The organism is Serratia sp. J2 (genome assembly GCF_046269175.1).
Taxonomy (GTDB): domain Bacteria; phylum Pseudomonadota; class Gammaproteobacteria; order Enterobacterales; family Enterobacteriaceae; genus Chania; species Chania fonticola_C.
Window position 1 is genome coordinate 16,635 of record NZ_JBKABN010000018.1, and the last position, 21,534, is coordinate 38,168.

21 protein-coding genes are annotated in these 21,534 nt (G+C 55.7%); 6 read left to right on the plus strand and 15 right to left on the minus strand.

What is annotated here, in order from left to right; translation table 11 throughout:
* Positions 1–2: 2 nt before the first annotated feature.
* Entirely contained in the window at positions 3–1,049 is a 1,047-nt protein-coding gene (gene idnD / locus ACKWMY_RS18230) for an L-idonate 5-dehydrogenase (RefSeq protein ID WP_074032274.1), read from the plus strand.
* Positions 1,050–1,086: 37 nt separating this feature from the next.
* On the opposite strand, the gene ACKWMY_RS18235 is transcribed toward idnD, so the two are convergent.
* On the minus strand, positions 1,087–1,716 hold the full coding sequence (locus ACKWMY_RS18235) for an alanyl-tRNA editing protein (RefSeq protein ID WP_409486775.1): 630 nt from the start codon (positions 1,714–1,716) through the stop codon (positions 1,087–1,089).
* Between the two features lie 84 nt (positions 1,717–1,800).
* Here ACKWMY_RS18235 and ACKWMY_RS18240 point away from each other — a divergent pair, with 84 nt between their 5' ends.
* Positions 1,801–2,757 carry a LysR family transcriptional regulator gene (locus ACKWMY_RS18240; protein WP_024528143.1) on the plus strand — a complete coding sequence of 319 codons (957 nt, stop codon included), beginning with the start codon at positions 1,801–1,803 and terminating at the stop codon, positions 2,755–2,757.
* Here ACKWMY_RS18240 and alkB read toward each other — a convergent pair.
* A complete protein-coding gene (alkB, locus tag ACKWMY_RS18245) occupies positions 2,719–3,366 on the minus strand; it encodes a DNA oxidative demethylase AlkB (RefSeq protein WP_024528142.1) in 648 nt (215 codons plus the stop codon). The two genes, ACKWMY_RS18240 and alkB, sit on opposite strands and share 39 nt — an antisense overlap.
* Positions 3,367–3,504: 138 nt before the next feature.
* Between alkB and rarD the strand changes: the two genes are divergently transcribed.
* Positions 3,505–4,386, plus strand: coding sequence for an EamA family transporter RarD (gene rarD / locus ACKWMY_RS18250; RefSeq protein WP_409486776.1), 882 nt, complete (start codon positions 3,505–3,507; stop codon positions 4,384–4,386).
* A gap of 10 nt (positions 4,387–4,396) precedes the next feature.
* On the opposite strand, the gene ACKWMY_RS18255 is transcribed toward rarD, so the two are convergent.
* From ACKWMY_RS18255 to citC, 9 genes are all read right to left on the minus strand, one after another.
* Positions 4,397–5,092, minus strand: a complete 696-nt coding sequence (locus tag ACKWMY_RS18255; protein ID WP_409486777.1) for a 4'-phosphopantetheinyl transferase — start codon at positions 5,090–5,092, stop codon at positions 4,397–4,399.
* Between the two features lie 83 nt (positions 5,093–5,175).
* Positions 5,176–6,408, minus strand: coding sequence for a bifunctional glucose-1-phosphatase/inositol phosphatase (agp, locus tag ACKWMY_RS18260; RefSeq protein ID WP_074031946.1), 1,233 nt, complete (start codon positions 6,406–6,408; stop codon positions 5,176–5,178).
* Between the two features lie 144 nt (positions 6,409–6,552).
* The gene (locus tag ACKWMY_RS18265) at positions 6,553–8,016 is read right to left on the minus strand and encodes an anion permease (RefSeq protein ID WP_024528138.1); all 1,464 of its coding nucleotides are present in this window, start codon (positions 8,014–8,016) and stop codon (positions 6,553–6,555) included.
* A 31-nt stretch (positions 8,017–8,047) separates the two neighbouring features.
* A complete protein-coding gene (gene citG, locus ACKWMY_RS18270; RefSeq protein WP_074031945.1) occupies positions 8,048–8,941 on the minus strand; it encodes a triphosphoribosyl-dephospho-CoA synthase CitG in 894 nt (297 codons plus the stop codon).
* Positions 8,922–9,470: a citrate lyase holo-[acyl-carrier protein] synthase gene (gene citX / locus ACKWMY_RS18275; RefSeq protein WP_024528136.1), complete on the minus strand. Its 549-nt coding sequence runs from the start codon at positions 9,468–9,470 to the stop codon at positions 8,922–8,924. Before citX ends, citG begins: the two co-directional genes overlap by 20 nt.
* Before the next feature lie 4 nt (positions 9,471–9,474).
* Positions 9,475–10,980, minus strand: a complete 1,506-nt coding sequence (gene citF / locus ACKWMY_RS18280; RefSeq protein WP_409486805.1) for a citrate lyase subunit alpha — start codon at positions 10,978–10,980, stop codon at positions 9,475–9,477.
* Positions 10,980–11,873 carry a citrate (pro-3S)-lyase subunit beta gene (citE, locus tag ACKWMY_RS18285; RefSeq protein WP_409486806.1) on the minus strand — a complete coding sequence of 298 codons (894 nt, stop codon included), beginning with the start codon at positions 11,871–11,873 and terminating at the stop codon, positions 10,980–10,982. The genes citF and citE overlap by 1 nt, the downstream gene beginning before the upstream one ends.
* Positions 11,874–11,880: 7 nt before the next feature.
* Positions 11,881–12,189 carry a citrate lyase acyl carrier protein gene (citD, locus tag ACKWMY_RS18290; RefSeq protein ID WP_409486778.1) on the minus strand — a complete coding sequence of 103 codons (309 nt, stop codon included), beginning with the start codon at positions 12,187–12,189 and terminating at the stop codon, positions 11,881–11,883.
* Complete coding sequence (citC, locus tag ACKWMY_RS18295) at positions 12,186–13,259, minus strand: [citrate (pro-3S)-lyase] ligase (protein ID WP_308870723.1); 1,074 nt, start codon at positions 13,257–13,259, stop codon at positions 12,186–12,188. Before citC ends, citD begins: the two co-directional genes overlap by 4 nt.
* Before the next feature lie 323 nt (positions 13,260–13,582).
* On the opposite strand from citC, the gene dpiA reads away from it, so the two are divergent.
* Positions 13,583–14,269, plus strand: coding sequence for a two-component response regulator DpiA (gene dpiA / locus ACKWMY_RS18300; protein WP_024528132.1), 687 nt, complete (start codon positions 13,583–13,585; stop codon positions 14,267–14,269).
* Between the two features lie 75 nt (positions 14,270–14,344).
* Here dpiA and ACKWMY_RS18305 read toward each other — a convergent pair whose 3' ends face one another.
* The 4 genes from ACKWMY_RS18305 to ACKWMY_RS18320 all read right to left on the minus strand — a co-directional run bounded on the left by ACKWMY_RS18305 (position 14,345) and on the right by ACKWMY_RS18320 (position 18,837).
* Positions 14,345–15,328, minus strand: a complete 984-nt coding sequence (locus tag ACKWMY_RS18305) for an ABC transporter permease (protein ID WP_309046795.1) — start codon at positions 15,326–15,328, stop codon at positions 14,345–14,347.
* A 2-nt stretch (positions 15,329–15,330) separates the two neighbouring features.
* Positions 15,331–16,269, minus strand: coding sequence for an ABC transporter permease (locus ACKWMY_RS18310; RefSeq protein ID WP_029711009.1), 939 nt, complete (start codon positions 16,267–16,269; stop codon positions 15,331–15,333).
* A 76-nt stretch (positions 16,270–16,345) separates the two neighbouring features.
* A complete protein-coding gene (locus ACKWMY_RS18315; RefSeq protein ID WP_409486779.1) occupies positions 16,346–17,827 on the minus strand; it encodes a sugar ABC transporter ATP-binding protein in 1,482 nt (493 codons plus the stop codon).
* Between the two features lie 74 nt (positions 17,828–17,901).
* Entirely contained in the window at positions 17,902–18,837 is a 936-nt protein-coding gene (locus ACKWMY_RS18320; RefSeq protein ID WP_226906712.1) for an autoinducer 2 ABC transporter substrate-binding protein, read from the minus strand.
* A 485-nt stretch (positions 18,838–19,322) separates the two neighbouring features.
* Between ACKWMY_RS18320 and ACKWMY_RS18325 the strand changes: the two genes are divergently transcribed.
* Both ACKWMY_RS18325 and ACKWMY_RS18330 read left to right on the plus strand, forming a co-directional pair.
* Positions 19,323–19,952: a response regulator transcription factor gene (locus ACKWMY_RS18325; protein ID WP_021805795.1), complete on the plus strand. Its 630-nt coding sequence runs from the start codon at positions 19,323–19,325 to the stop codon at positions 19,950–19,952.
* Positions 19,953–19,964: 12 nt separating this feature from the next.
* On the plus strand, positions 19,965–21,497 hold the full coding sequence (locus ACKWMY_RS18330) for an MASE1 domain-containing protein (RefSeq protein WP_186579460.1): 1,533 nt from the start codon (positions 19,965–19,967) through the stop codon (positions 21,495–21,497).
* The last annotated feature ends 37 nt before the right edge of the window (positions 21,498–21,534 follow it).

A 21,534-nucleotide genomic window follows, 5' to 3' on the forward strand; every position in this document is an offset into this window, starting at 1 on the left:
ACATGAGTAACCAACAGAAAATCACCTGCAAAGCCTGCTTCGCGTTCGGTGAAAAAGATGTCCGTGTCGCACAGCGTGAACTGGAATATAGCGATCGCGAGGTTCTGGTCAAAGTCGAGTGTGGGGGGATTTGCGGTTCCGATATTCATTACTATCAGCATGGCCGCGCCGGAATGTCAGTGCTTAAGCACCCTATGGTAGTAGGGCACGAATTTGTTGGCGTGGTGACAAAAGCCCCTACCGGTTCTGCATTGCGCGTTGGTCAACGGGTGGCGGTCAATCCATCACAGCCTTGTAACGCCTGCGAATATTGCCTCTCCGGCCAGCAAAACCTCTGCTCATCCATGCGTTTTATGGGCAGCGCTCAATTTAATCCACACGTTAACGGTGGCTTCTCTGAATACGTGACGGCAACCGAGGCGCAGTGCATCCCTTACGATAAGGTTACTCCCCAGGTGATGGCATTCGCTGAACCGACAGCGGTGGCTATCCATGCGGTGAACGTGGCTGGGCCACTGGTTGGCAAGAAAGTGCTGGTGATCGGAGCTGGCCCGATAGGTTGCCTGATCATGGCTGCAGCCCGCACTGCGGGAGCAACAGAGATCGTCGCCTCCGACGTCAGCCCCCGTTGTCTGGAACTGGCCATGGCCATGGGGGCAAGCGCCACTTTCAACCCGCTGGAGAACGGTAGCAGTGAGCTCTATCAAGCCAACAGAGGGTATTTTGACGTAGTGTTTGAGGCCTCAGGTAGCCCGGCGGCAATTGCCTCAACCGTTGCCTTGACTCGCCCGGCAGGCAAGGTAGTTCAGGTTGGTATGGGGGCCGCCAGCGTAGAATACCCGGTTATGCCAATGCTGGTGAAAGAAATCCGCTGGGTCGGTTCCTTCCGCTTTATCGATGAGTTCGCCACCGCAGTGGCCTGGTTGCAAGATGGCCGCATCAACCCACTCCCCTTACTCAGCGGGGAATATGCTCCCGAAGCAATCGAAGATGCCCTGATCGCCGCCGCAGATAAAACGTTATCTTGCAAAGTACAGATCAAGTTCTGATTTAATGCCCTGCGGAGGGCAATATTTGCCCTCCGATTTACTCCACCTGATACTGCACAATCAACTGCCCTTTCTTCATCTTGACGGCGGTGATTTGCACCTTGCCCAACTCCGCCAGCGAACGAACATGGGTGCCACCGCAGCCATAAGCTGGCAGATCGCCAAACCCGACCTGACGGACGCCTTGCTGCTCTTGCTGCCTTCGTGGCAAATCGGCGGCGATCAAATCCATCAGCCGTTGCTGCAAGTATTCCTGTTCCAACACTGTTGTCTGCGCACCCGGCGCAAAGGTGATACGCCCTTCCCCCGGCCAGTGGTGGGCTTTCACCGGCTGCCAGCCTTGGCCCTCCCCCAGCCAGCCAATCAAATGCCCGGCAGAATGCCAACGGGTATGCTGGTGACGTTGTTCACCGTCGATCTCCAGCGTGACCAGGCCACAAGGCAACGGCTCGGCCAGATAATGGAGTAATTGATCGCCCTGCACGGCAACTCGTAACACCGCTACGCCGCCGATCGTGCCGCTATCGCTTGGCTGTCCGCCGCCCTGTGGGTGAAACAGTGTGGCATCCAACTGCACCGCATAGCTGCCATCCTCTTGCGCCGTGCAGGACAATACCCGTGCCTGGAGCTGCAAATCATCGTGATAATAATAAAGTCGTTCGGTCATGGGCTCTCTCCTGGTTAACGCCGTTATTATATTCGTGCCATAATCGGCTGATAATCCGTCTTCACTACAATGGACCTTTGCGCCATGAGCACAAATCTTTCCAGCGCACTGCTGGTTGAAATGGCCGTTTTTGTTCAGGTGGTGGAAAGCGGCAGCTTCTCCGCCGCCGCCCGCCAGTTGGGCAGCTCCCCTTCTGCCACCAGCCGCAGCGTTGCCAGGTTGGAACAAGCGCTGAACGTACGGCTGTTGCACCGTACCACCCGCAAACTGCGCCTAAGTGAGCAAGGGGAGGCCGTTTTTCAGCGCTGCCGCAGCATGCTGGATGCCGCCAACTCAGTGTTGACCATCAGCGGCCAGGGCAGCTCAGAGCCGGAAGGGACGATCAGCGTCAGCGTGCCGAAGGCCGTCGGGCACTTTGTTCTGCATCCTCACATGCCGGCGTTCTTGCAGCGCTATCCGCAGGTGGATGTTCATCTACGGTTGGAAGACCGCTACATGGATTTGATCGACGATCGGGTCGATCTGGCACTGCGCATCACCGACCGCCCGTCACCGGGCCTGATCGGTCGCCCGTTGATGACCATCGAACATTTGCTCTGCGCCACTCCGCATTACCTGGCCCAGCAGGGCACGCCGCGTCACCCAAGAGACCTGACGGAGCATAGCTGCATTTATCTGGGGGAGACGCCCAGCGACGCACGCTGGCGTTTTCGCCGCAACGGCAAGACGGTTTCGGTCAATGTCCGGGGGCGCTATGCCGCCAACCACACAGGGGTTCGGTTGGACGCGGTGAAACAGCATATTGGTATCGGCAGTCTGCCCTACTTTACCGCCCACCAGGCGCTGGCCAGCGGTGAGATTGTGCAGGTGTTGCCAGAATGGGATTTCCTCAGCAGCTATCATGGCGATCTGTGGCTGCTATATGCCCCAACTCAGCATCTCCCCCCCAAGTTGCGGGTATTTATTGACTATCTGGTGGCCAGTTTAGGCCAGGAACCCGCGTTAAAGCGCCTTGCGCAGGGTGATATTGATGCGGTGTGACCCCACCAGTGAATGATAACCCTCTTTCACCGGCATGATGCCGTGGAAACACAATCGCGACGGGCCGCCCCAGACCACCACGTCACCGTGGGCCAGAGGGATACGCTGCGTTCTGTCGCTACGTTGCAGGCCACCAAACTGAAAAACGGCCGGTAGCCCCAGCGATACCGAAACGATCGGTGCCGTAAAATCATGCTCGTCAATATCTTGATGCAGCGAAAGCTTGCTGCCCGGATCGTAGCGATTCATCAGGCAGGAATCCGGGACGTAATGACCAAACCCGGCCTGCAAAGCCGCTTCATCGGCCAAAGCCAGCAAAATTGCCGGGATTTCTGGCCAACTTTTGCCGGTTCCGGGATCGCGCTGCGAATAGCGGTAGCCATTACTGTCGCTGTTCCAGCCGTTGCCGCACCAGCTCATGGCCACCGACATGGTGAAACCGCCCGGCGTGGTCATATGCCGCCAAGGCACCTGTGCCACCACGCCGTTGACCGCCGCCAGCAGTTCCGGCCCGTGATCGCGAACAAAACCGTGCAATACCACCGCCCCCGGCGCGATTTCCTCACGCCAGGGCGGTGGCAGCGCATCTTCAAACAGATCGATTGTCATCGCCTTTACCTGGATAAATACACAGGTGTAATTCTAACCGCTTGGCCGTTGTTGTCCAGTCCGGCGTAATTCATTGTTGTTAGAGCTAAATAACCTTAGAGTAGCCGCAGGAAATTCCATTAATAATCAGGAACGCTGGTGATCAAGGGCATCATACTTTCCGTCGTCGCTTCCCTGCTGTTCGGCGTGATGTATTACTACACCTCAATGCTAACCCCACTCGACGGCGAGGAAATCTATGGTTGGCGCACCTTGCTGACGCTGCCGTTTCTGACGCTGTTTATGCTGCTTTCCGGCGACTGGGTGCGGGTGAAAGAGATGCTGAACTGGCTACGGCAGCGCCCGCATCGCGTGCTGTTGTTACTGCTCACCACCTCAATACTAGGAGTTCAGTTGTGGCTATTCCTGTGGGCACCGCTGCACGGTATGGCGCTGGATGTCTCACTCGGCTATTTCCTGTTGCCGCTGACCATGGTGTTGGCAGGGCGAGTGTTTTTCCGCGATCGCCTGTCTGTGCTGCAAAAGATGGCGGCCCTATGTGCACTGGTTGGCGTGGGTAATGAGCTGATCCAGGTGGGCGGGGTTTCCTGGTCAACGCTGGTAGTCGCGTTAGGCTATCCCGTTTACTTTATTCTGCGCCGCCGCTTGGGCACCGATCATTTGGGCGGACTGTGGTGTGAGCTGACGCTGATGCTGCCGGTTGCCGCGCTGTTTGCCCTTGGTGGCTCAGAACCGCTGGCGGCGCTGACGGCCAAACCGCTGCTATATTTGCAAATCCCGCTGTTGGGCATTATCAGCGCGCTGGCGCTGGTGTGCTATATCCTGGCCAGTCGCCTGCTCCCTTTCAGCCTGTTTGGCCTGTTGAGCTATGTAGAGCCGGTATTGTTGGTGATCGTCGCACTGCTGTTGGGTGAAACCATTAACGCCAACCAGTGGCTGACCTATCTCCCGATCTGGCTGGCGGTCATGCTGCTGGTACTGGAAGGTGCACGCTATCTGCTACGACACCGAAGGAAGTAACACACTGATTTTAAAAATAAATCAATGTTGTGACAGCGTCACCTTGCAGCCAGAAACGCCCGCTAAAGCGGCGGCCTGAGTGGCAAAGCGGCGTCAGCGTCTTTTGCAATTCCAGCTCGAAGGTCTGCGCCTGCATATCCAGCTGGGTCACCCGCGCATCCATAAAATCAAAGTAGCGGCGCACCTGCGGGTAAAGCGCCTTGAACAGGCTTTCCTTGGCGGAAAATACCAGCGTCAACAGCAGATTAAAGGGTTGTGGCCGTTGGCGTAACCACTGGCATTCGTCCTCATTGACGATGCCGCTCCACAACTCTTCTGCTCGTGCAGGCGGGATCTGCGTTTCCACGTCAATACCCACGCCACCTGCCCCACTCTCATGCTGAGCAGCGCACAGCGCTGTATCGCTGTTGTGACTGATCGCCCCGGCAATCCCAGCGGGCCAGAGCGGTTCACGCTTCTCCCCGCGCAATAAAGTAAAATCCTGATGCCCCAACTCTGCCAGCACCCAGCGTGCCAGATAGCGCCCGGCCAGATATTCGGCCTTACGTTTGGCGACTGCTGGTGCGACATGTTCAGGGAAATCGATACCGACGGCAGCAAACAGATCGTCGTGGTAATCCGCGACAGAGAAGTGACATTGCGCGATCAGGCCAGCAAAGCCGTCAACCGGCAATAATTCAGCATTGAGAATAAAAGAAGAGAGCACGTTTCATCCGTGATAAGGGGTCCGTTGAGACAGTATATACCGCGCGGCTGGCCGGGGCGAAACGGTTCGCCCCGGCAGCACTGTTAATGCAGGACGTCCTTCATGGTTTTTTCAAAGTCGCTCCAGGCACAGAAGCCGTCTTTATCGACCGGGCAGCCTTCCAGCGCCAGTGTGACGCGCTGCGGAGGGGTACTCAGCGTCAGTGGTTCGGCATTACGCAACTGTTCGGTTGATTGGTAGACATACTCAATCTTCAACAGATCGCGATCGTCTTTGCCATCGTGCCAACGTTGGAACACCAGCTTGCCGCCAATTGGGGTCTTCTCATACTGCTTCGGCAGCTCATACGGCTTGAACTTCATCGCTGACAGCAAGGAAGCAATGTTGGAATCATGCCCCACCAGCACGGTCAGCTTCGGTGAATCCGCCTTGCGCTCACTAATCAGCGCCGAATTGATGTAGGTCAGCAGCGGTTTGGCAACGTTCTGGGCGACGACCGGCGAAGTGAACAGCGAATCCTGATAGCCATCTTTCAGCTTGGCCAACTGCTGCCACTGGTGCGGCGTCACAATCTTGCCCCAGGCTACGTCTTTCATCGGGAAGCCTTCGTAATACTGCAGCATAAAGGCATCCACCAACGAGTTACCCACTTTCAGCGGGCCAGAAACGCCTGGCTCTTTCCCCGGCACCGCGCTCATTTTGTTCGGTTCAGTGGCCAGGTTGCACTGCTTGTCAATCTTGCAGGCGGGGGAGTCTTTGTAGTCGATGATCTGCTCGAGCTGTTTGTAGGAGGCGTCCAGCTTCAGCGATGCCAGCTCGGCATTCATGGCGCTCAACGCCTGCTGGTTAAAGGTTTCGCTGCTGTTGGTGATAATCGGGTTGAAGGTAGGATCCATCTCCCCCATTTTCTCCTGATGATGCACGCTGATATCGCAGCCTGGGAATGCACCGTTGGTAAAGAACTGCGCGGTGGCTACCGTGCGTTGCAGGCTGTTGGCATACACGTAAACGCTGTCAGCGGCTGGGCAACCTTCTTGCGGCAAAATGCCCGCCTGCTTGAGCCACGCGTTGAAATAGTGGCCCATATACACTTCCAGCACGCCGCCCTTGGTAGTCAGCAAGCCACCTGGCGTATCCCACTGTGGCCAGGCTTTCGGCGTGGACTGGGCCAGCACGCTGCCGTTGTTCGCCAGCGGCGCGCGCAGGTTATGGCGGCTCATCACCAGCACCTGTTCCAGTTGATAACCGTCGTTCTCGGCAAAGGCGGTGCCGCTAAACAGCAAAGGCAGGCAAAGTAATAACGTTTTTTTTCTCATCCGCAGAGGCTCCCTAAATATGATTATTTTGAATAGGTTAACGTTGGATTTGTATAATGACGGCGTTCGACATGAAAGTGTGTGACGGGCGTCACGGGGGAAGGGAATGCAACAGCGGCCATCCGTGGATGGCCGCCGATTAACTTAATACCACAGGCTAAGAATTGGCCAGCCGATCAACAGCAGCGCCGCGATATACACCACGCCAAGGATACCGCCAAGACGCCAGTAATCTTTCGACTTCACATAGCCGCAGCCATAGATGATCACCCCTGGGCCAGTGGCATACGGGGTCAATACCCCCATGATACCGATAGACAGCACCAGCAGGATGGAAAGGTGCTCCATCGGCACGCCTGGCAAGCCTTTACCTACCGCCAGGATCATCGGCAGCATGGTCGCGGTGTGGGCCGACAGGCTGGCAAACAGGTAGTGCGCGTAGTAGAACACCAACACCAGCAGAACGACCGTCATCTTCGGTGAGAAACCGTCCAGATGGGTGCTCATGGTGGTGGCAAACCAATCGATAAAGCCGGAGCGGCTCAGGCCACTGGCCATCACCACCAACGTTGCCAGGTTAACCAGGGTATTCCAGGCGCTGGAGTATTTGGTGATGTCTTTCCAACTGACCACGTGCAGGGCAAGCATCAGCGATACCGCCAGCAAGCACACCGTTGTCGCATCCAAAATTTTACCGCCGAACACCCACAGACACAGGCTGAGTAACACCAGGCCGATCAGGGTATATTCTTTGCGGGTCAGTTTCCCCATCTCCCCCAGTGCCGTATTGGCCCAGCCAGCCACTTCATCGCTGTGGGTAACGCCTGGCTTGTACAGGTAGTAGGAAATCAACGGCGCAACGATCAGCAGCAGCAACCCAACCGGCAGGAAGGCCAGGAACCATTGCATCCAGGTGATATTGATCCCGGCAATCTTGTTGACGAACTCGATGCCCAACACGTTAGGTGCCGCACCGGTCACAAACATGGAGGAGCTGATGCTGGTCCCCACCACCATCATCCACATCAGGTAACCACCGATGCGGCGCGAAGAAGGATCGTTCGGGAAGGAATCAAACAGCGGTGGCAGGTTCTTTACCACCGGGAAGACGGTGCCACCGGTACGCGCGGTGTTGGACGGGGTAAACGGCGCCAACATGATATCGATGATCACCACCGCGTAGCCCAGCGTCAGGGTGCGTTTGCCCATGAACTTCACCAGGAACAGCGCGATGCGTCGCCCTAACCCGGTAGCTTCATAGCCCAGCGCAAAGATAAAGGCCCCAAACACCAGCCAGACGGTGGTACTGGAGAATCCGGCCAGCCCCCATTTGAGCGCCTCTTTACCGGCTTTAAAGCTGGGATTGGCCAGCTCTTCGGCGCCAAACAGCACCCAGTTGGAACTGAGCACGCTGACGGTCACGGCAATAAAGCTGATCGCCGTGGCCGGGATCGGCTCCAGGATCATACCGACGATCATCGCCACAAAGATGGCAAAGTAACGCCAGGCTTGCGGTGGCATGCCCTCCGGCGTGGGTATCATTAACAGGACGGCAAGCACCACCAACGGGGCGATCGCTTTCCAGATTTTCTCTTTGGTTTCGGACATGGACACTTCTCCTGAAGGCTTCGTTATTTTTTTAAGCCCCCGTCTGCGGCAACTGCGCCAACAGCCAGGTGACTATCAATAAATCGGCACTGCCGCCGGGGCTGAGATTGCGGGCGATGCACGCGACGTCGAACTGCCGCAAACGGGCAATACCCTGTGCAGCACCAGCCCCTCCCTGTGCCAATAACTGGCTGGCATAGTGTTGTAACCAGCGCAGCCCCTTGATGCCGCCCCGCGAGGCGACGTTGGTATCATCGTTATGCGCCATCAGCCACAGCAGGCTGTCCAGCAGCGCGACCTGCTCGCCACACCCACTGGCGATCCTCTGGCGATAGAGCGGCAACGAGCCGCCAATCACCCGCTGAAAGCCGGATTCAGCCTCACCACGGGCACCGCTCAGGCCAAATTCGGCAAATAACCGTTGCCCTGCCGTCTGGCCCGCGTTGTTGCGTTGCAGCTCTCGGCTAACCAACCCGCGGCACATCTGGGCCACTTCGCCACACAGGCTTTGGGCGTCAGTCTGCCGTTGTTGTTGCTGTAAACGGCCAAAGGCGCAGCACAACAGCCCTAGCGAGAACACGCTGCCTTTATGGGTGTTGATGCCGCCGGTAGCACGGAACATCTGTTGTTCACAGGCCATACCCAATGGGCGCAGGCGCGCAAGCTGCTGCTCGACGGACAAACCGGCATCAGCCATACCCTGGCGGATAAAATAGGGCAGCCATCGACCAATCGCCCGCGAGCTGCGGTAGAAGTGGCCAATATCCATGTCGCGATGCGCGCCGTTGTTGTGGCGATCGACCAACCCCGGTTTCGGCGTCAAGTTGACCTCCACCAACAGCGCTCGATAGGCGTTGCGGGCAAAGCGCTGGCTGTGCGAAAGATCTGTAACCGTCGGCTGCCAATCAGGCTGGGAGTGCATCATTGAGCATCCTTTCCATTGCATTGAGCAGTTGTTCGGTGCTGTGGCTCTGTTGGCGGGCGCAAATCTTGGCTGGCTGATTGCACAGCAGACAGCTGCGTTCAGGCAGACCAAGTTCGCGCCGCGACAGGATCTTCCCTTGCGGGGTCAGCACATCGATATCCCACAGGCGGCCAATCGGCTGCTGGATTTCCAGCTGAATGGCCGCCTCTTTCACCGCACGGGCATCGGCTTGCAGCGCCAGATAGCCTTCGCAGCCAGTAGGCAGCCCCAAGGTCTTCTGCTGCAAACAAAGCCAGCCTTGCTGGCGATACATCTGCTGCAAGGCCTGCCTACCCAGGTTGAACACGCGCCGCGTCATGGGGCTGTCTTTCACCGCCCCCGGCACCACCAGAGTGAGCACCACCAGCGTGGCGGTAGGATGGCGCGCCAGCCACGCCTGTTGCCGTGCCTGCCGGCATTCACGGCTGGAAAGCAGTTCGGGCAAACTTACGGCGCGGCTGGCGGCCAATTCGGGGGAGATGTAAGCCATGACGTTACTCCGCGACCTGATGTACGACGTCAATCACCGAACCGTCGCGATAGCGCACCACGGCCACCACGTTATCGGTAAAGGCGATCGGTTTCGGTTCGCCGGTCAGTACCAGCGCACGCTCACGTAGCCATTCGATGGTGACCACCTGCAGACCAGCATCGCGTAACCTCTGCGCCAACTCTGGGCGGGCCGGGTTAACGGCAATACCGTGGTCGGTCACCAGAATGTCGATGCTGGAACCCGGCGTCACGCAGGTAGTCACCTGCTCAACCAGCGTAGGAATACGACCACGCACCAACGGCGCGACAATAATTGCCAACCGCGCCGCCGCTGCGGTATCACAGTGGCCACCTGAAGCGCCACGGATCACCCCGTCGGACCCGGTCAGCACGTTGACGTTAAAGCCGGTGTCAATTTCCAACGCACTCAGCACCACTACGTCCAGGCGATCAACCGACGCGCCCTTGGAGCTGAAGTTGGCGTATTGATTGGCGCTGATCTCGATATGGTTTGGGTTGCGAGCCAATGACATGGCCGCCGCGCGGTCAAAGCTCTGCACGTCCAGCAGTTTGCCGATCAGGCCTTTCTCATGCAGATCCACCATGGTGGAAGTGATGCCGCCCAGCGCAAAACCGGCGCGGACGCCACGGGCACGCATTTTGTCTTCCAGGAAGCGCGTTACGGCCAGCGAAGCGCCGCCGGTGCCGGTCTGCAAGGAAAAATCTTCGGTGAAGTAACCTGAGTCAACGATCACCTCGGCAGCACGGCGGGCAATCAGCAGCTCACGCGGGTTGGAGGTCATACGCGTGGCATCGGCACCGATCTTGTCCGCATCCCCTACTCGCTCCAACTGCACGATCAGATCGACCTGATCCTGTGCCAGACTGGCGGGATGATGCGGATAAGGCACGATAGCTTCGGTTAATAGCACTACGCTACGGGCCGCGGCGGCATCCACCTTGGCATAGCCGAGCGAACCGCAACAGGCATCGCCGGTGTAGCCATTGGCATTGCCGAACTCATCGCAGGTAGGCACCCCGAGGAAGGCTACGTCGATCTGCAACTCACCCGACTCGACCAGGTTGACCCGGCCACCGTGCGAGTGAACCTGCACCGGCTCTTTCAACAAGCCGCGCGAAATGGCGTCCGCCAAAGGCCCACGCAGGCCGGAGGTATAAATACGGCTCACCACACCATTGCGGATATGACCGACCAGCGGCGCATGGCAATCGGTCAATGAACTGGAGGCCAGCGTCAGGTTGCGAAAGCCCATCTTCGCCAGCACATCCATCACCTGGTTGAGGGCCAGATCGCCACCACGGAATGCGTGGTGGAAAGAGATGGTCATGCCGTCCTGCAGGCCGCTGCGGCGGATCGCCACTTCCAGCGACTCGCAGCGTTTGAGATCGCGCGGTTTACGCGCCTGCAGGTTGGCCTTGGAGGCTTCCTGATAAAGCCGCATCTCGGCGTGATTGTTCAAGGTCATCAGGCGTTGTTGGCGTTTCATCATGCTTCCTCGCTGTGGTTCGGTTCTTCACGCACGCCGGAAAGCGCTGCGCGTTGCAGTACCAGACGGGCCCGTTCAATCACCGGGCTATCGACCATCTTGCCGTTCAGCGAAACCACGCCACGCCCCTCTTTTTCTGCCGCTTCTGCCGCATCGACCACTCGCTGGGCATGAGCCACTTCTTTGGCGGTTGGGGCATACAGGTTGTGCAGCAGTTCGATCTGACGCGGGTTAATCAGGGATTTACCGTCAAAGCCGAGTTGTTTGATCAACGCCGCTTCCTGTAGGAAACCTGCTTCGTTGTTGGCATCGGAATAGACGGTATCGAACGCCTGGATCCCGGCGGCGCGGGCGGCCTGCAACAGTGAGCAACGGGCAAACAGCAGTTCAATGCCTTCCGGCGAGCGCTCGGTACGCAGATTGCGTACATAGTCTTCGGCACCCAGTGCAATCCCAATCAACCTTGGGGAAGCCTGTGCAATCGCCACCGCGTTGGTGATGCCCTGTGCGGACTCGATCGCCGCCAGCAGGCCAGTGCTGCCGACCGGACGCCCACAGGCACGTTCAATGGCGGCGATTTCACGCTCCATATCCACCACGTCCTGCGCGATGTCGGTTTTTGGCAGACGGACGATATCCGCTCCGCCACGCACCACCGCTTGCAGATCCGCCAGGCCATAGGCCGAATCCAAGGCGTTAACGCGCACAATGGTTTCCACTTCCTGATACAGCGGGTGTTGCAGTGCGTGATACACCAGGCGACGGGCCGCGTCTTTCTCACGCAGGATCACCGAGTCTTCCAGATCGAACATCAGCGCATCGGCCTGATAGATAAAGGCGTTGCTGACCATGGCGGCATTCGCCCCCGGCACGAATAGCATGCTGCGGCGCATACGGTGTTTATTCAGCGTTTTCACGGCGTTCCTCCCAAGGCAACGTGGCGGATTCGCTGGCACGCATCAGCGCGGTTTCCAGCCGTGCACGCAGCACACAGTCCAGTGCGCCTTTATCGTCGACAATCACCTGCACCGGCGGCACGTTGTACTGCTGCAAAACCTGCAACAGGGTGTGGCGGATGGCATCGCCGAACTGTTTTTCCACGCTGCTGGCAATCAGCAGATCGTGTTCCGGGCCTTCTGCTGGCGCGATACGGACCATGACATCGCTGGATTCCAGCGTGCCGGCCATTGCTTCTCGGATTATTTTCATTGTTCACCTGATTGTGCGGACTCAAATTCTTGCGGTATTGGCTTGGCCCGGCGCTGTGCCTGCAGATCCTGCAGGTAGTACAGCGTGTCTTTCGGCACCAAAGGCGCGGCGGCATGGAAGTCTCCCGCAGCCAGCAGCTTGCGCACCCAGGAGGCAGAGATCGCCGTGCCCTGATACTGCAAGCGCTCAATTTCCACCAGATCGATCGGTGGGCTAGGCAACGCCGGAGTTTCCAGCCAGTAGCGCATGTCGCGGTTGTATTTCGCCGTGACGGCGCAGAACGGTTCGTTGCCGACAAATCGATGCGTGATGCCCAACGCGGGGGCCAGATACTGGCGGAAAATTTTCAGATCGATTTCGGTGTAACAGTCGTCGGCAACCCCCTGCTCTTTAATGAAGTAGCAAGGGAAAGTGGCGCGGGAGATCACGTATTGAGACCCCTCATGCACCGTCAGATTGGTGATCCCCTCGGTGCCCTTCAGTACCAGATTGCGGCGATCTTCATACGGGAAACGCGAGGTGTTTTCTTTCACCAGGAACAGATGCAGCCAGTCACAGCGGGCGGCAGCTTCCCGCACCAGATATTGATGGCCGCGGGTAAAGGGGTTGGCATTCATCACGATGCTGCCAATGGTGTCGCCCGGCTGGCGCTCGCTGGCCAGTTGTGCGGCGTAACGCTTCAGGCGGCACGGGCTGTTTTCCATCAGCACCACGATGCCCGGCACGCTGGCAATCGGGTAGAAACCACACTGGCGAAACAGCGCCTCATTCTGCACTTTGGTGTAGATAAACAGCTGGGTGTGATGGCGCTCATAGGCCAGATTCACCAGTTCGGTCGCCAATGATAACGCCAAGCCTTCACCGCGCATTTGCGGGCTGATGGCCACGCATTTGATAATATTTTCGGCGATACCTCCGCAGGCAACCAATTGCTCGCCCTGGGTCACGGTGATAAAAACCTCGACCGTGGTATCAATATTCAGATCGTTACTTCGCAAAAAAGCATTAATTGCCGCTATATTTTTGTGATCCGATCTTTTCACCCGATTAAATACGGTATCGCCCAACATGTCAGTCTCTCTAAAATAACTTATCAATAACATTTGAAATACAAAATCCCATTAGAGTTAACATCAAGGCGTAATAAAAACCTTAAAAACCATCAAGTTGAAATGGTCTATAACGCGAACGGGGTATTTAATGGCGCCATGTTAAACACAAATAACGCTCTGATTATTGACCTATTTCACAATCTACCCGCAGTAAATAAGTTGTTTAATGGTTTTTATTTACTTAATTATTTTTATAGTTTTTATTAGCGACATAGTGTTTAATTAAATAACCATCTCGATGACATTTAATTAGCAGCGTAATTAAGCTACGGGGAATTAACATGGAATGGCTAAATATTCTGATTGTTGAGGATGAAACGCCGTTGGCAGAAATGCACGCGGAATTCATCAAGCAGAATGGCGGGTGCCGGCAGATTTGGCTGGCGGGCACCCTGGCACAGGCACGTACGATGACCGAACGTTTTAAACCCGACCTGATCCTGCTGGATAATTTCCTGCCGGACGGTCAGGGCATAGAACTGCTGCGCGAGCTGACGCTACAAGGCTACGGCGGTGGCATTGTGTTTATCACCGCCGCCAGCGATATGGACACCGTGGCCGAAGCGCTGCGCTATGGCGTGTTCGATTACCTGATCAAACCCCTGGCCTATGACCGCCTGGCGCAAACCCTGCAACGCTTTAGCCAACGGCGCGAAGCGCTGAAAGACACCGCGCGGGTCAACCAACGCCGTATCGATGAGATGTTCAATACCTACGCCCGCGGTGGCGATCAGACCGCGTTGCCCACCGGCATTGATGAGCTGACGCTGATGAAGATCCGCGCTCTGTTCGAAGATCCGCAAGTGCGCCATACGGCGGAAAGCGTGGCACAACAGATCGGGCTGAGCCGCACCACTGCCCGGCGTTATCTGGAGTTTTTCAGCGCCAACGATCAATTAGTGGCAGAGATTATTTACGGAAAAGTGGGCAGACCACAGCGGATCTATCGCTCTGCAAGCAATGGCTAAGCAGGAGCGCCCAACATACAGTGATGTAGTGGGCTGCTCCTGGGGCTGTCGTACCAGTTTGGTGAACTTGCACTATCACTGCAACGGCTTGTTCTGCCTTAACAAACGCAATGCCGGGACTTTTGCCCCTTTGACAAAGATAAACGCCAGCAGTAGCGATCCCCACAGTGCCATGGTGATATAGCTACTGACCCCCATGATATTTAGCCCGCTCTCCAGCATTTGCAACAGGAACAGCGCTAGCACAATGCCGAACACCTTACCAAATCCACCATCAGGATTTACCCCGCCTAATACCGTCGCCAGGATAGTGATAAGCAACAGTGACTCGCCGTAGGAGGCTTTGGCCGAGTTGAGTTTGGACATCATCAGCAACGCCGCGACGGCACACAGTAACGAGGAAATGACATAGACCCAAATCAGCGTGCGGCGGGTATTAATCCCAGAGAAAAAGGTGGCTTTTTCGTTGGAGCCGGACAGGTATATCTGTCGGCCCAGCGGGGTTTTGGCCAACATAAGCCAAAGCAGCAACGCCACCACGGCAAACAGATAAAGCGGGACTGGAACCCCGAGGAAATAGCTGCGATCCAATGCCAGTACATAGCTCGGAAAGTTAGAAATCGCCGAACCTTTTGAGATCAGCACGTTCACCCCTTTGAGCAAGGTCATGATGCCCAGTGTCGCCAGAATTGGGGATACCCGAACCACCGAGATAAGCACCCCATTGATGATCCCCACCGCCAAGGCAACCGACCCTCCCGCCAACAGCATCACTATCAATGAACTGAACGTTGGCTCAAGATGGGTACACACCCAGGCCATCACCAACGCACTGGCGTTCGCAGTGGCAATAATGGATAAGTTGATGCCACCGGTCAGCATGGTGATCGCCATCGCCAGCGTCAATATCCCCGCGACGGGGATCTGTGAGGCGATGGATTGAAAATTGGCCGCAGACCAGAATACCTGTGGGATCAGCACACTGAACACGCCCGCCACCAGCACCAACAGTGCCACTAACCAGCGCTCGGTATGATCACGTTGAGTTGTTTTCGACATGGTTATATCCCTACCTTATGACGTTGGCCCCAGGCTGTCACACTGATGCTGATGACGATCACCAGACCGATCACCACGCTATGCCAGTACGACGAAATACCCAGTAAATTCAAACCATTTTGTAGTATTGCCAGCAAGATCACCCCGAGCAGAGTACCGGTTAGGGTACCCCGCCCGCCGACAATACTGGTCCCGCCCAGCACCACCGCCGCCAGCACGGTGAGTTCATAACCGAGCAACGAGTCCGGTGCCACCGTCAAGACGGTATAAGACTGCACCACACCGGCAATACCGGATAAAAACCCCATATAGCCATAAACAAACAGTTGCAGCTTAACAATGCTGAACCCCATGCGGGATGCCGCTTCCTGATTACCGCCCAACGCATAAATTTGCCGGCCAATGCTGGTGCGAGTCATCACCAAGGCAGTGACGATAATCGTCGCCAGCAAGGTCAAAATGGGCAGAGAAAGGCCATAGTCATAGCCATCAGCGGCGGTGAAAGAGAACAGCATAGGCCCATGTTCGAACCATTCTGGATAGGTATACAGCCAGACACCCCGGCTGAGATACAGCAGCAATCCGTAGAAGATATTCAGCGTGGAAATGGTAATAATGATGGACGGCACCCGCAGGCGATTAACCAATAGCGCATTGATCACCCCCAGCAACAAGCCGATGCCTCCCGCCAGTGCGAAAGCCACCGGGAAATTACCACCAAACTTCACAATGAATGTCACCATGACATATTGCGAGATAATGGTCATTGCCGGGAATGAAATGTCAATACCGCCAGAAATCAAAACGATAAAAAAACCACACGCCAAAATAGTTAGCATGGCGTAGTTATTTATCAAGTCATAAATATTGGCGAGCGTCAGAAATTCTGGGCTGGTGAAAGCAAGATAAGTCGAAATAATCAATATGGTAAAAGCCAACATAACTTCATGGCGTTTCAGATGCTCTTTATTGAATAAGCCTGTTTTTCCTACATCAGATTTATTGAGTACATGGGGATTAGCCATTGACTACCTCCGCAATGGCAGCTTCGCTGCTGTTACTTGGCAAGAACTCCTGCACAAGCCGCCCAGACCGCATAACCATAATACGGTGGCTATTAAAGTAAGCTTCATCAATCTCATCACAAACCATTAATACCGCAATCCCACGAGCCGCCAACGCATTGATAATATTATAGATGCCTGCCTTGTTGGCGATATCGACCCCAACGGTCGGCGAGTCGAGGATCAGTATTTTCGGGTCGGTTGCCAGCCATTTGGCGATGGCTATGCGCTGTGCATTTCCACCGGATAACGTATTGACCGGCAAGTCGCTATTACCGATTTTGATCGACAGGTGTTTCACCATGTCTTCGACCAGGGTGTCGACTCGCTCGGCCCGCATCAGGTGAAAGGCATTTTTAAGCCGGTGTAATACCGTGGCACTGATATTGTCGCGGATTGATTGCTCCATAATCAGCCCGGTGCTCATTCGGTCTTCCGAGACATAACCCACACCGGCGGCAATAGCGTCGCGGTTACTGGCGAACCGCACTGGCTTATCATTGATACGAATGCTGCCCGACTCGGGTTTCGTTAAACCAAATAGGCTGAGGCACAGCTCTGTGCGGCCAGACCCCAGCAAACCAACCAGCGCGACAATTTCGCCAGGATGCAAAGCCAGTGAGATATTCTGGTATTCGTTGCCGCGGGAAAGCGCTTCTACTGCCAACACGACCGGGCGCGCTGCGCTGTAAGGCGGTAGCACCTGAAAATCAAATTTCATATCCGTCATCAACCAGGCCAGCCGTTGATTATCCACTTCAGCAGCGGGGTAGGTTCCAACCCACTGGCCATCTTTCAGCACGGTAATACGGTCTGAAATCTCCAGCACTTCGCTCAACCGGTGACTCACAAATACCACGCAGATATTGCGTGATTTCAGTTCATGCACCACCCGTAGCAAGCCGTTAACTTCTTGCCGGGTCAGCGACGCGGTTGGCTCGTCCATCACAATAAGGCGGGCATCTTGCGCAAGCGCACGGCAGATAGCGACTAATTGTTTCTGGGCGATAGATAAATTCTCAACCAATTCGTCCAGATTAAGGTGGGCATCAATGCTGTTAATGACGCGTTCGGCTGTCTCCCGCATCTGACGTTTATTCACCCACAGCTGATGGTGATAATGGTTCATGGCGATATTCTCAGCCACGGTCAGGTTCGGGAATAATGATAAATCCTGATAAATGACCTGGATCCCCAGGCGGACAGACTCAATAGGCGTCAGGGTAGAATAGGTTTTGCCATCAATAATAATGGCGGCATCCCTATCGGGTTGGTAAACACCGGAGATAATCTTGATCAGTGTTGATTTGCCACAACCGTTCTGCCCAGCGAGGCAATGTACCTCACCCGGTAACAGGGTCATGGCCACCTTATTCAGCGCCTTGACGCCATAAAAGGTTTTACTGATATTTTCCAGGGTAATAAATGGCTGCATACATCCTCTTACTCCAGGCGGGCATTGATTGCAGAGCCGAACAAGATATCCGGCTCTGCGGTCATGCGGGGGAATTAATACAGGGAATCCACGTTGTCTTTGGTAACTCGCAATACATTGTGGAACTGAATCAGGTGTTTATCCTGATCAACCTCCGCTTTACCTACCCCTGGGATCTCCATGCCTGTTTCGATCTTCTCACCTTTAAGCACTTTGTCAGCAACGGCAGTCAGTGCATAACCGGCAGAACCTGGGTCATACGTGACGCCCATGGCGATATCTCCGCTTTTAACCAGCGAGGCTGCCTGAGAGGGGATCATCATGCCGAACACGTGAACATTATTTTTCGCGCGTTTCTCTTTCACTGCGCGCCCGGCGCCAATTGGGCCTTGTGAACCGAAGGCCACAATACCTTTCAGGTCGCTATGTGCTTTCATCAGATCCAGTGTAGTGCGGCGTGAGTCATCAATGCTCTCGGCGACAGGCATACGGCTGGTCACTTCAAACATTTCCGGATAATGCTCTTTCTGATATTTAACAAACAAATCTGCCCACAGGTTATGTTGCGGCACGGTCAGGCTACCGACATAAATGACATAACCCCCTTTGCCCCCCATCGCTTTTGCCATTTCTTCCACGTTGTCGGCGGCAAATTTGGCGTTATCGATAATTTCAATATCCCAGTTAGCGCTAGGCTGCCCTGGTGATTCGTTGGTTAATACCACGATACCGGCGTCACGCGCTTTCTTGAATACGGGCTCCAAGACATCGGCATCGTTCGGCACAATACTGATGGCACTGACTTTCTTGGCGATTAAATCTTCAATAATCTTAACCTGTTGTGGGGCGTCGGTACTGGATGGGCCAACCTGATAGGCCTTGATCCCCAAGTCTTTACCGGCACGTTCCACACCTTCACCCATGCGGTTGAACCAGGGCATTCCGGCGATTTTCGAGATATTGACGACTTCCACTTCTTGCGCCAATGCACCGCCCGAGCCCACCAGCATGCTGAACAGGCTAGCCGCCAATAACGTTTTCACACTCAATTTTTTCATCTAACACTCCCGGATCTAATGTAGGTTGAGGCATAACCGCCTAATAGCGAGGTAACACATTGGTATTATTTATATTTTATTGTTAGTGACGATTTACCGGGATGCCGATTTTACATCTGCACAACATCCCCGTAGAGGGACTCTACAGCCTCGATAGCGATTTCCCCCATATCTTTGAATGCTATTTATATGGACAAACTTGCAACCTTCCCGGTTTGCGACGGGTGTCATGCTCCAGAGGGGAGAAACGAAGCGAATTACGTAAAAATAGCCGTCAGGAGGGTAATAACAGTGCTGGTTACAGGGATACTCTGGGTCGATGCGGCAGACCATTTTAATGCCAATCTGTTAACTCCCTTCCATTTTGCAGCGCAACAGTTGCCAGCCAGAGTTTTCCTGCGCATGATGCGGAAAATCTCACACTTTGTTACAGGCTTATGATTAACGTTGCGCTGATAGACGACCACGTGGTGGTTCGTTCCGGATTTGCCCAGTTACTGTCGTTGGAAGAGGATATCCGTATCGTCGGCCAGTTCGACTCGGCGGCACAGGCATGGCCACACTTACTGCGCGATCCTATCGACGTGGCGGTGCTGGATATCGCCATGCCGGATGAAAGCGGCCTCAGCCTGCTCCAGCGTTTACGCCAACAGCGCCCCACCTTTCGCGCCATCATTCTCAGCATCTATGACACCAATGCCTTCGTGCAAAGCGCGATTGATGCCGGGGCCGGTGGTTATCTCACCAAACGCTGTGGCCCCCATGAATTGGTGCAGGCGGTGCGCGCCGTCAGCAGCGGCGGGCTTTACCTGTGCGCGGATGCCTTACGGGCACTGCGCCATACTCCGCAGCCACCAAAAGAATTGCAGGTACTCACCCCGCGCGAAAAAGAGATCTTCGATCTGCTGGTCAACGGCCTGAGTGTCAAAACCATCGCCCAACAGTTGACCTTAAGCCATAAGACCGTACAGGTGCACCGCGCCAATATCCTCGGCAAGCTGCATTGCGACACGACCGTGGAACTGGTGCATTTCGCACTGCAACATCAACTGCTTGCCGGGAGTTAACCGGTGCCGCCAATGGTGCGCCGCCTGGCGCTTTCGCTGTTTCTGGCGCTGTTTTTTGCCCTCAGTTGGCTGGCCCTGTGGACCATTAGCCTGCACCTGAGCCATAACGGTCAACAGGCCGTACTGCTGTTTCCTCAAGGGCTGCGGCTGGCGCTGCTGATCCTGCTACCCCGGCGTTACTGGCTCACGCTGTTACTGGCGGAAGCCGCCACGCTGTTATGGCTGCATGACCAGCAATTGCTGAGCGATCGCTCGGTGCTGTTGCTGCCGTTGTTAAGCCTGCTACCAGCCTGGGCCACTCAGCGGCTGTGGTATCGCTATCACCTGTACTGGCAACGGCTATCGCTATTGCTGGCGGCCATCGCTGCCAATGCGCTGCTGTGTGGGTTATTGGCGGGGATCTGGCTGCCATCCAGTATCAGCCAAACCTTGCTGACCAGCTTTACCGGCGGCGTGCTGCTGGTGCCTTTCGTCTATCTGATTTATACCTACCTGCGCCAGCAACTGGTGACGTCGATGCCCGTTCCGCGCCCCTCAACACCACAGCTACGCACCTCGCTACTGCTGTGGTGTTCGCTGTTTCTCACCATGGGGATTTGCGTGCAACTGGCGATCGCCCCGGAGATGGAGCGGTTGCTGTTGATCTTTATCTTTCTGCCCAACGTGTTTATGGCTTATCGCTTTGGCTGGCAAGGGGGCGTACTGGCGGCGCTGTTTGGCAGCGTGATGATCACCCTCACTCGCCAGGCCGGTGGCGCGTTTCAGGATCTGCAAGAGTTGGAGCTATTCCTTTCTACCCAGGCGCTGTTGGGGATTGGGTTGGGGATTGCCATCAGCCGTCAGCAGCAATTGGCGCAAAAGCTACAGCGCTATCGCCAGCAGTTGGAACAAGAGCTGGCGGCTAAAAGACACCTGATGGAGCGGCTGGTGGGTACCGAAGAAGAGGTGCGCAAAGCCATCGCACGCGAGTTACATGATGAAATCGGCCAGAATATTACCGCCATTCAGATCCAGGCGATGTTGGTGAACCGCAGCGCCACCGCCCCAGCCACCCGCCTGGCCGCGGAGCAGATTGATTCGTTGTCACAACGCATCCACCACACGACCCGCACCCTGCTACGGCAACTGCGCCCACCGGTGTTGGAAGAGATGGAGCTGGACAAAGCCCTGCACCACCTGGCCGATGAGTTTTCCTTTGCCGAACAGGGGATCAGCTTCCAGCTGGATTACCGCCTGCCAGCCACGCCAGATGATGAAACCCTGGTATTTACCCTCTACCGCGTGGCACAGGAGTTGCTCAATAACATCAGCAAACATGCCTGCGCCAGTCATGTGCATTTAAGCCTGACGCAAACCCACCAAACGATCACCCTGGAAGTCCGTGACGACGGCCAGGGCATGCCGTTGCAACCCACCAGCGGTTTTGGCCTGCGCGGTATCGAAGAGCGGGTGCGCGCACTGGGGGGCGATTGGCGGCTCCATCGGCGTAATGGCACGCGCATAATTGTTAACCTGCCCACAAAACTGAACAAAAACCCCGTCTGACTAGGACTTAGTCTTAGGTGCCTAAAACCTTGTCTCA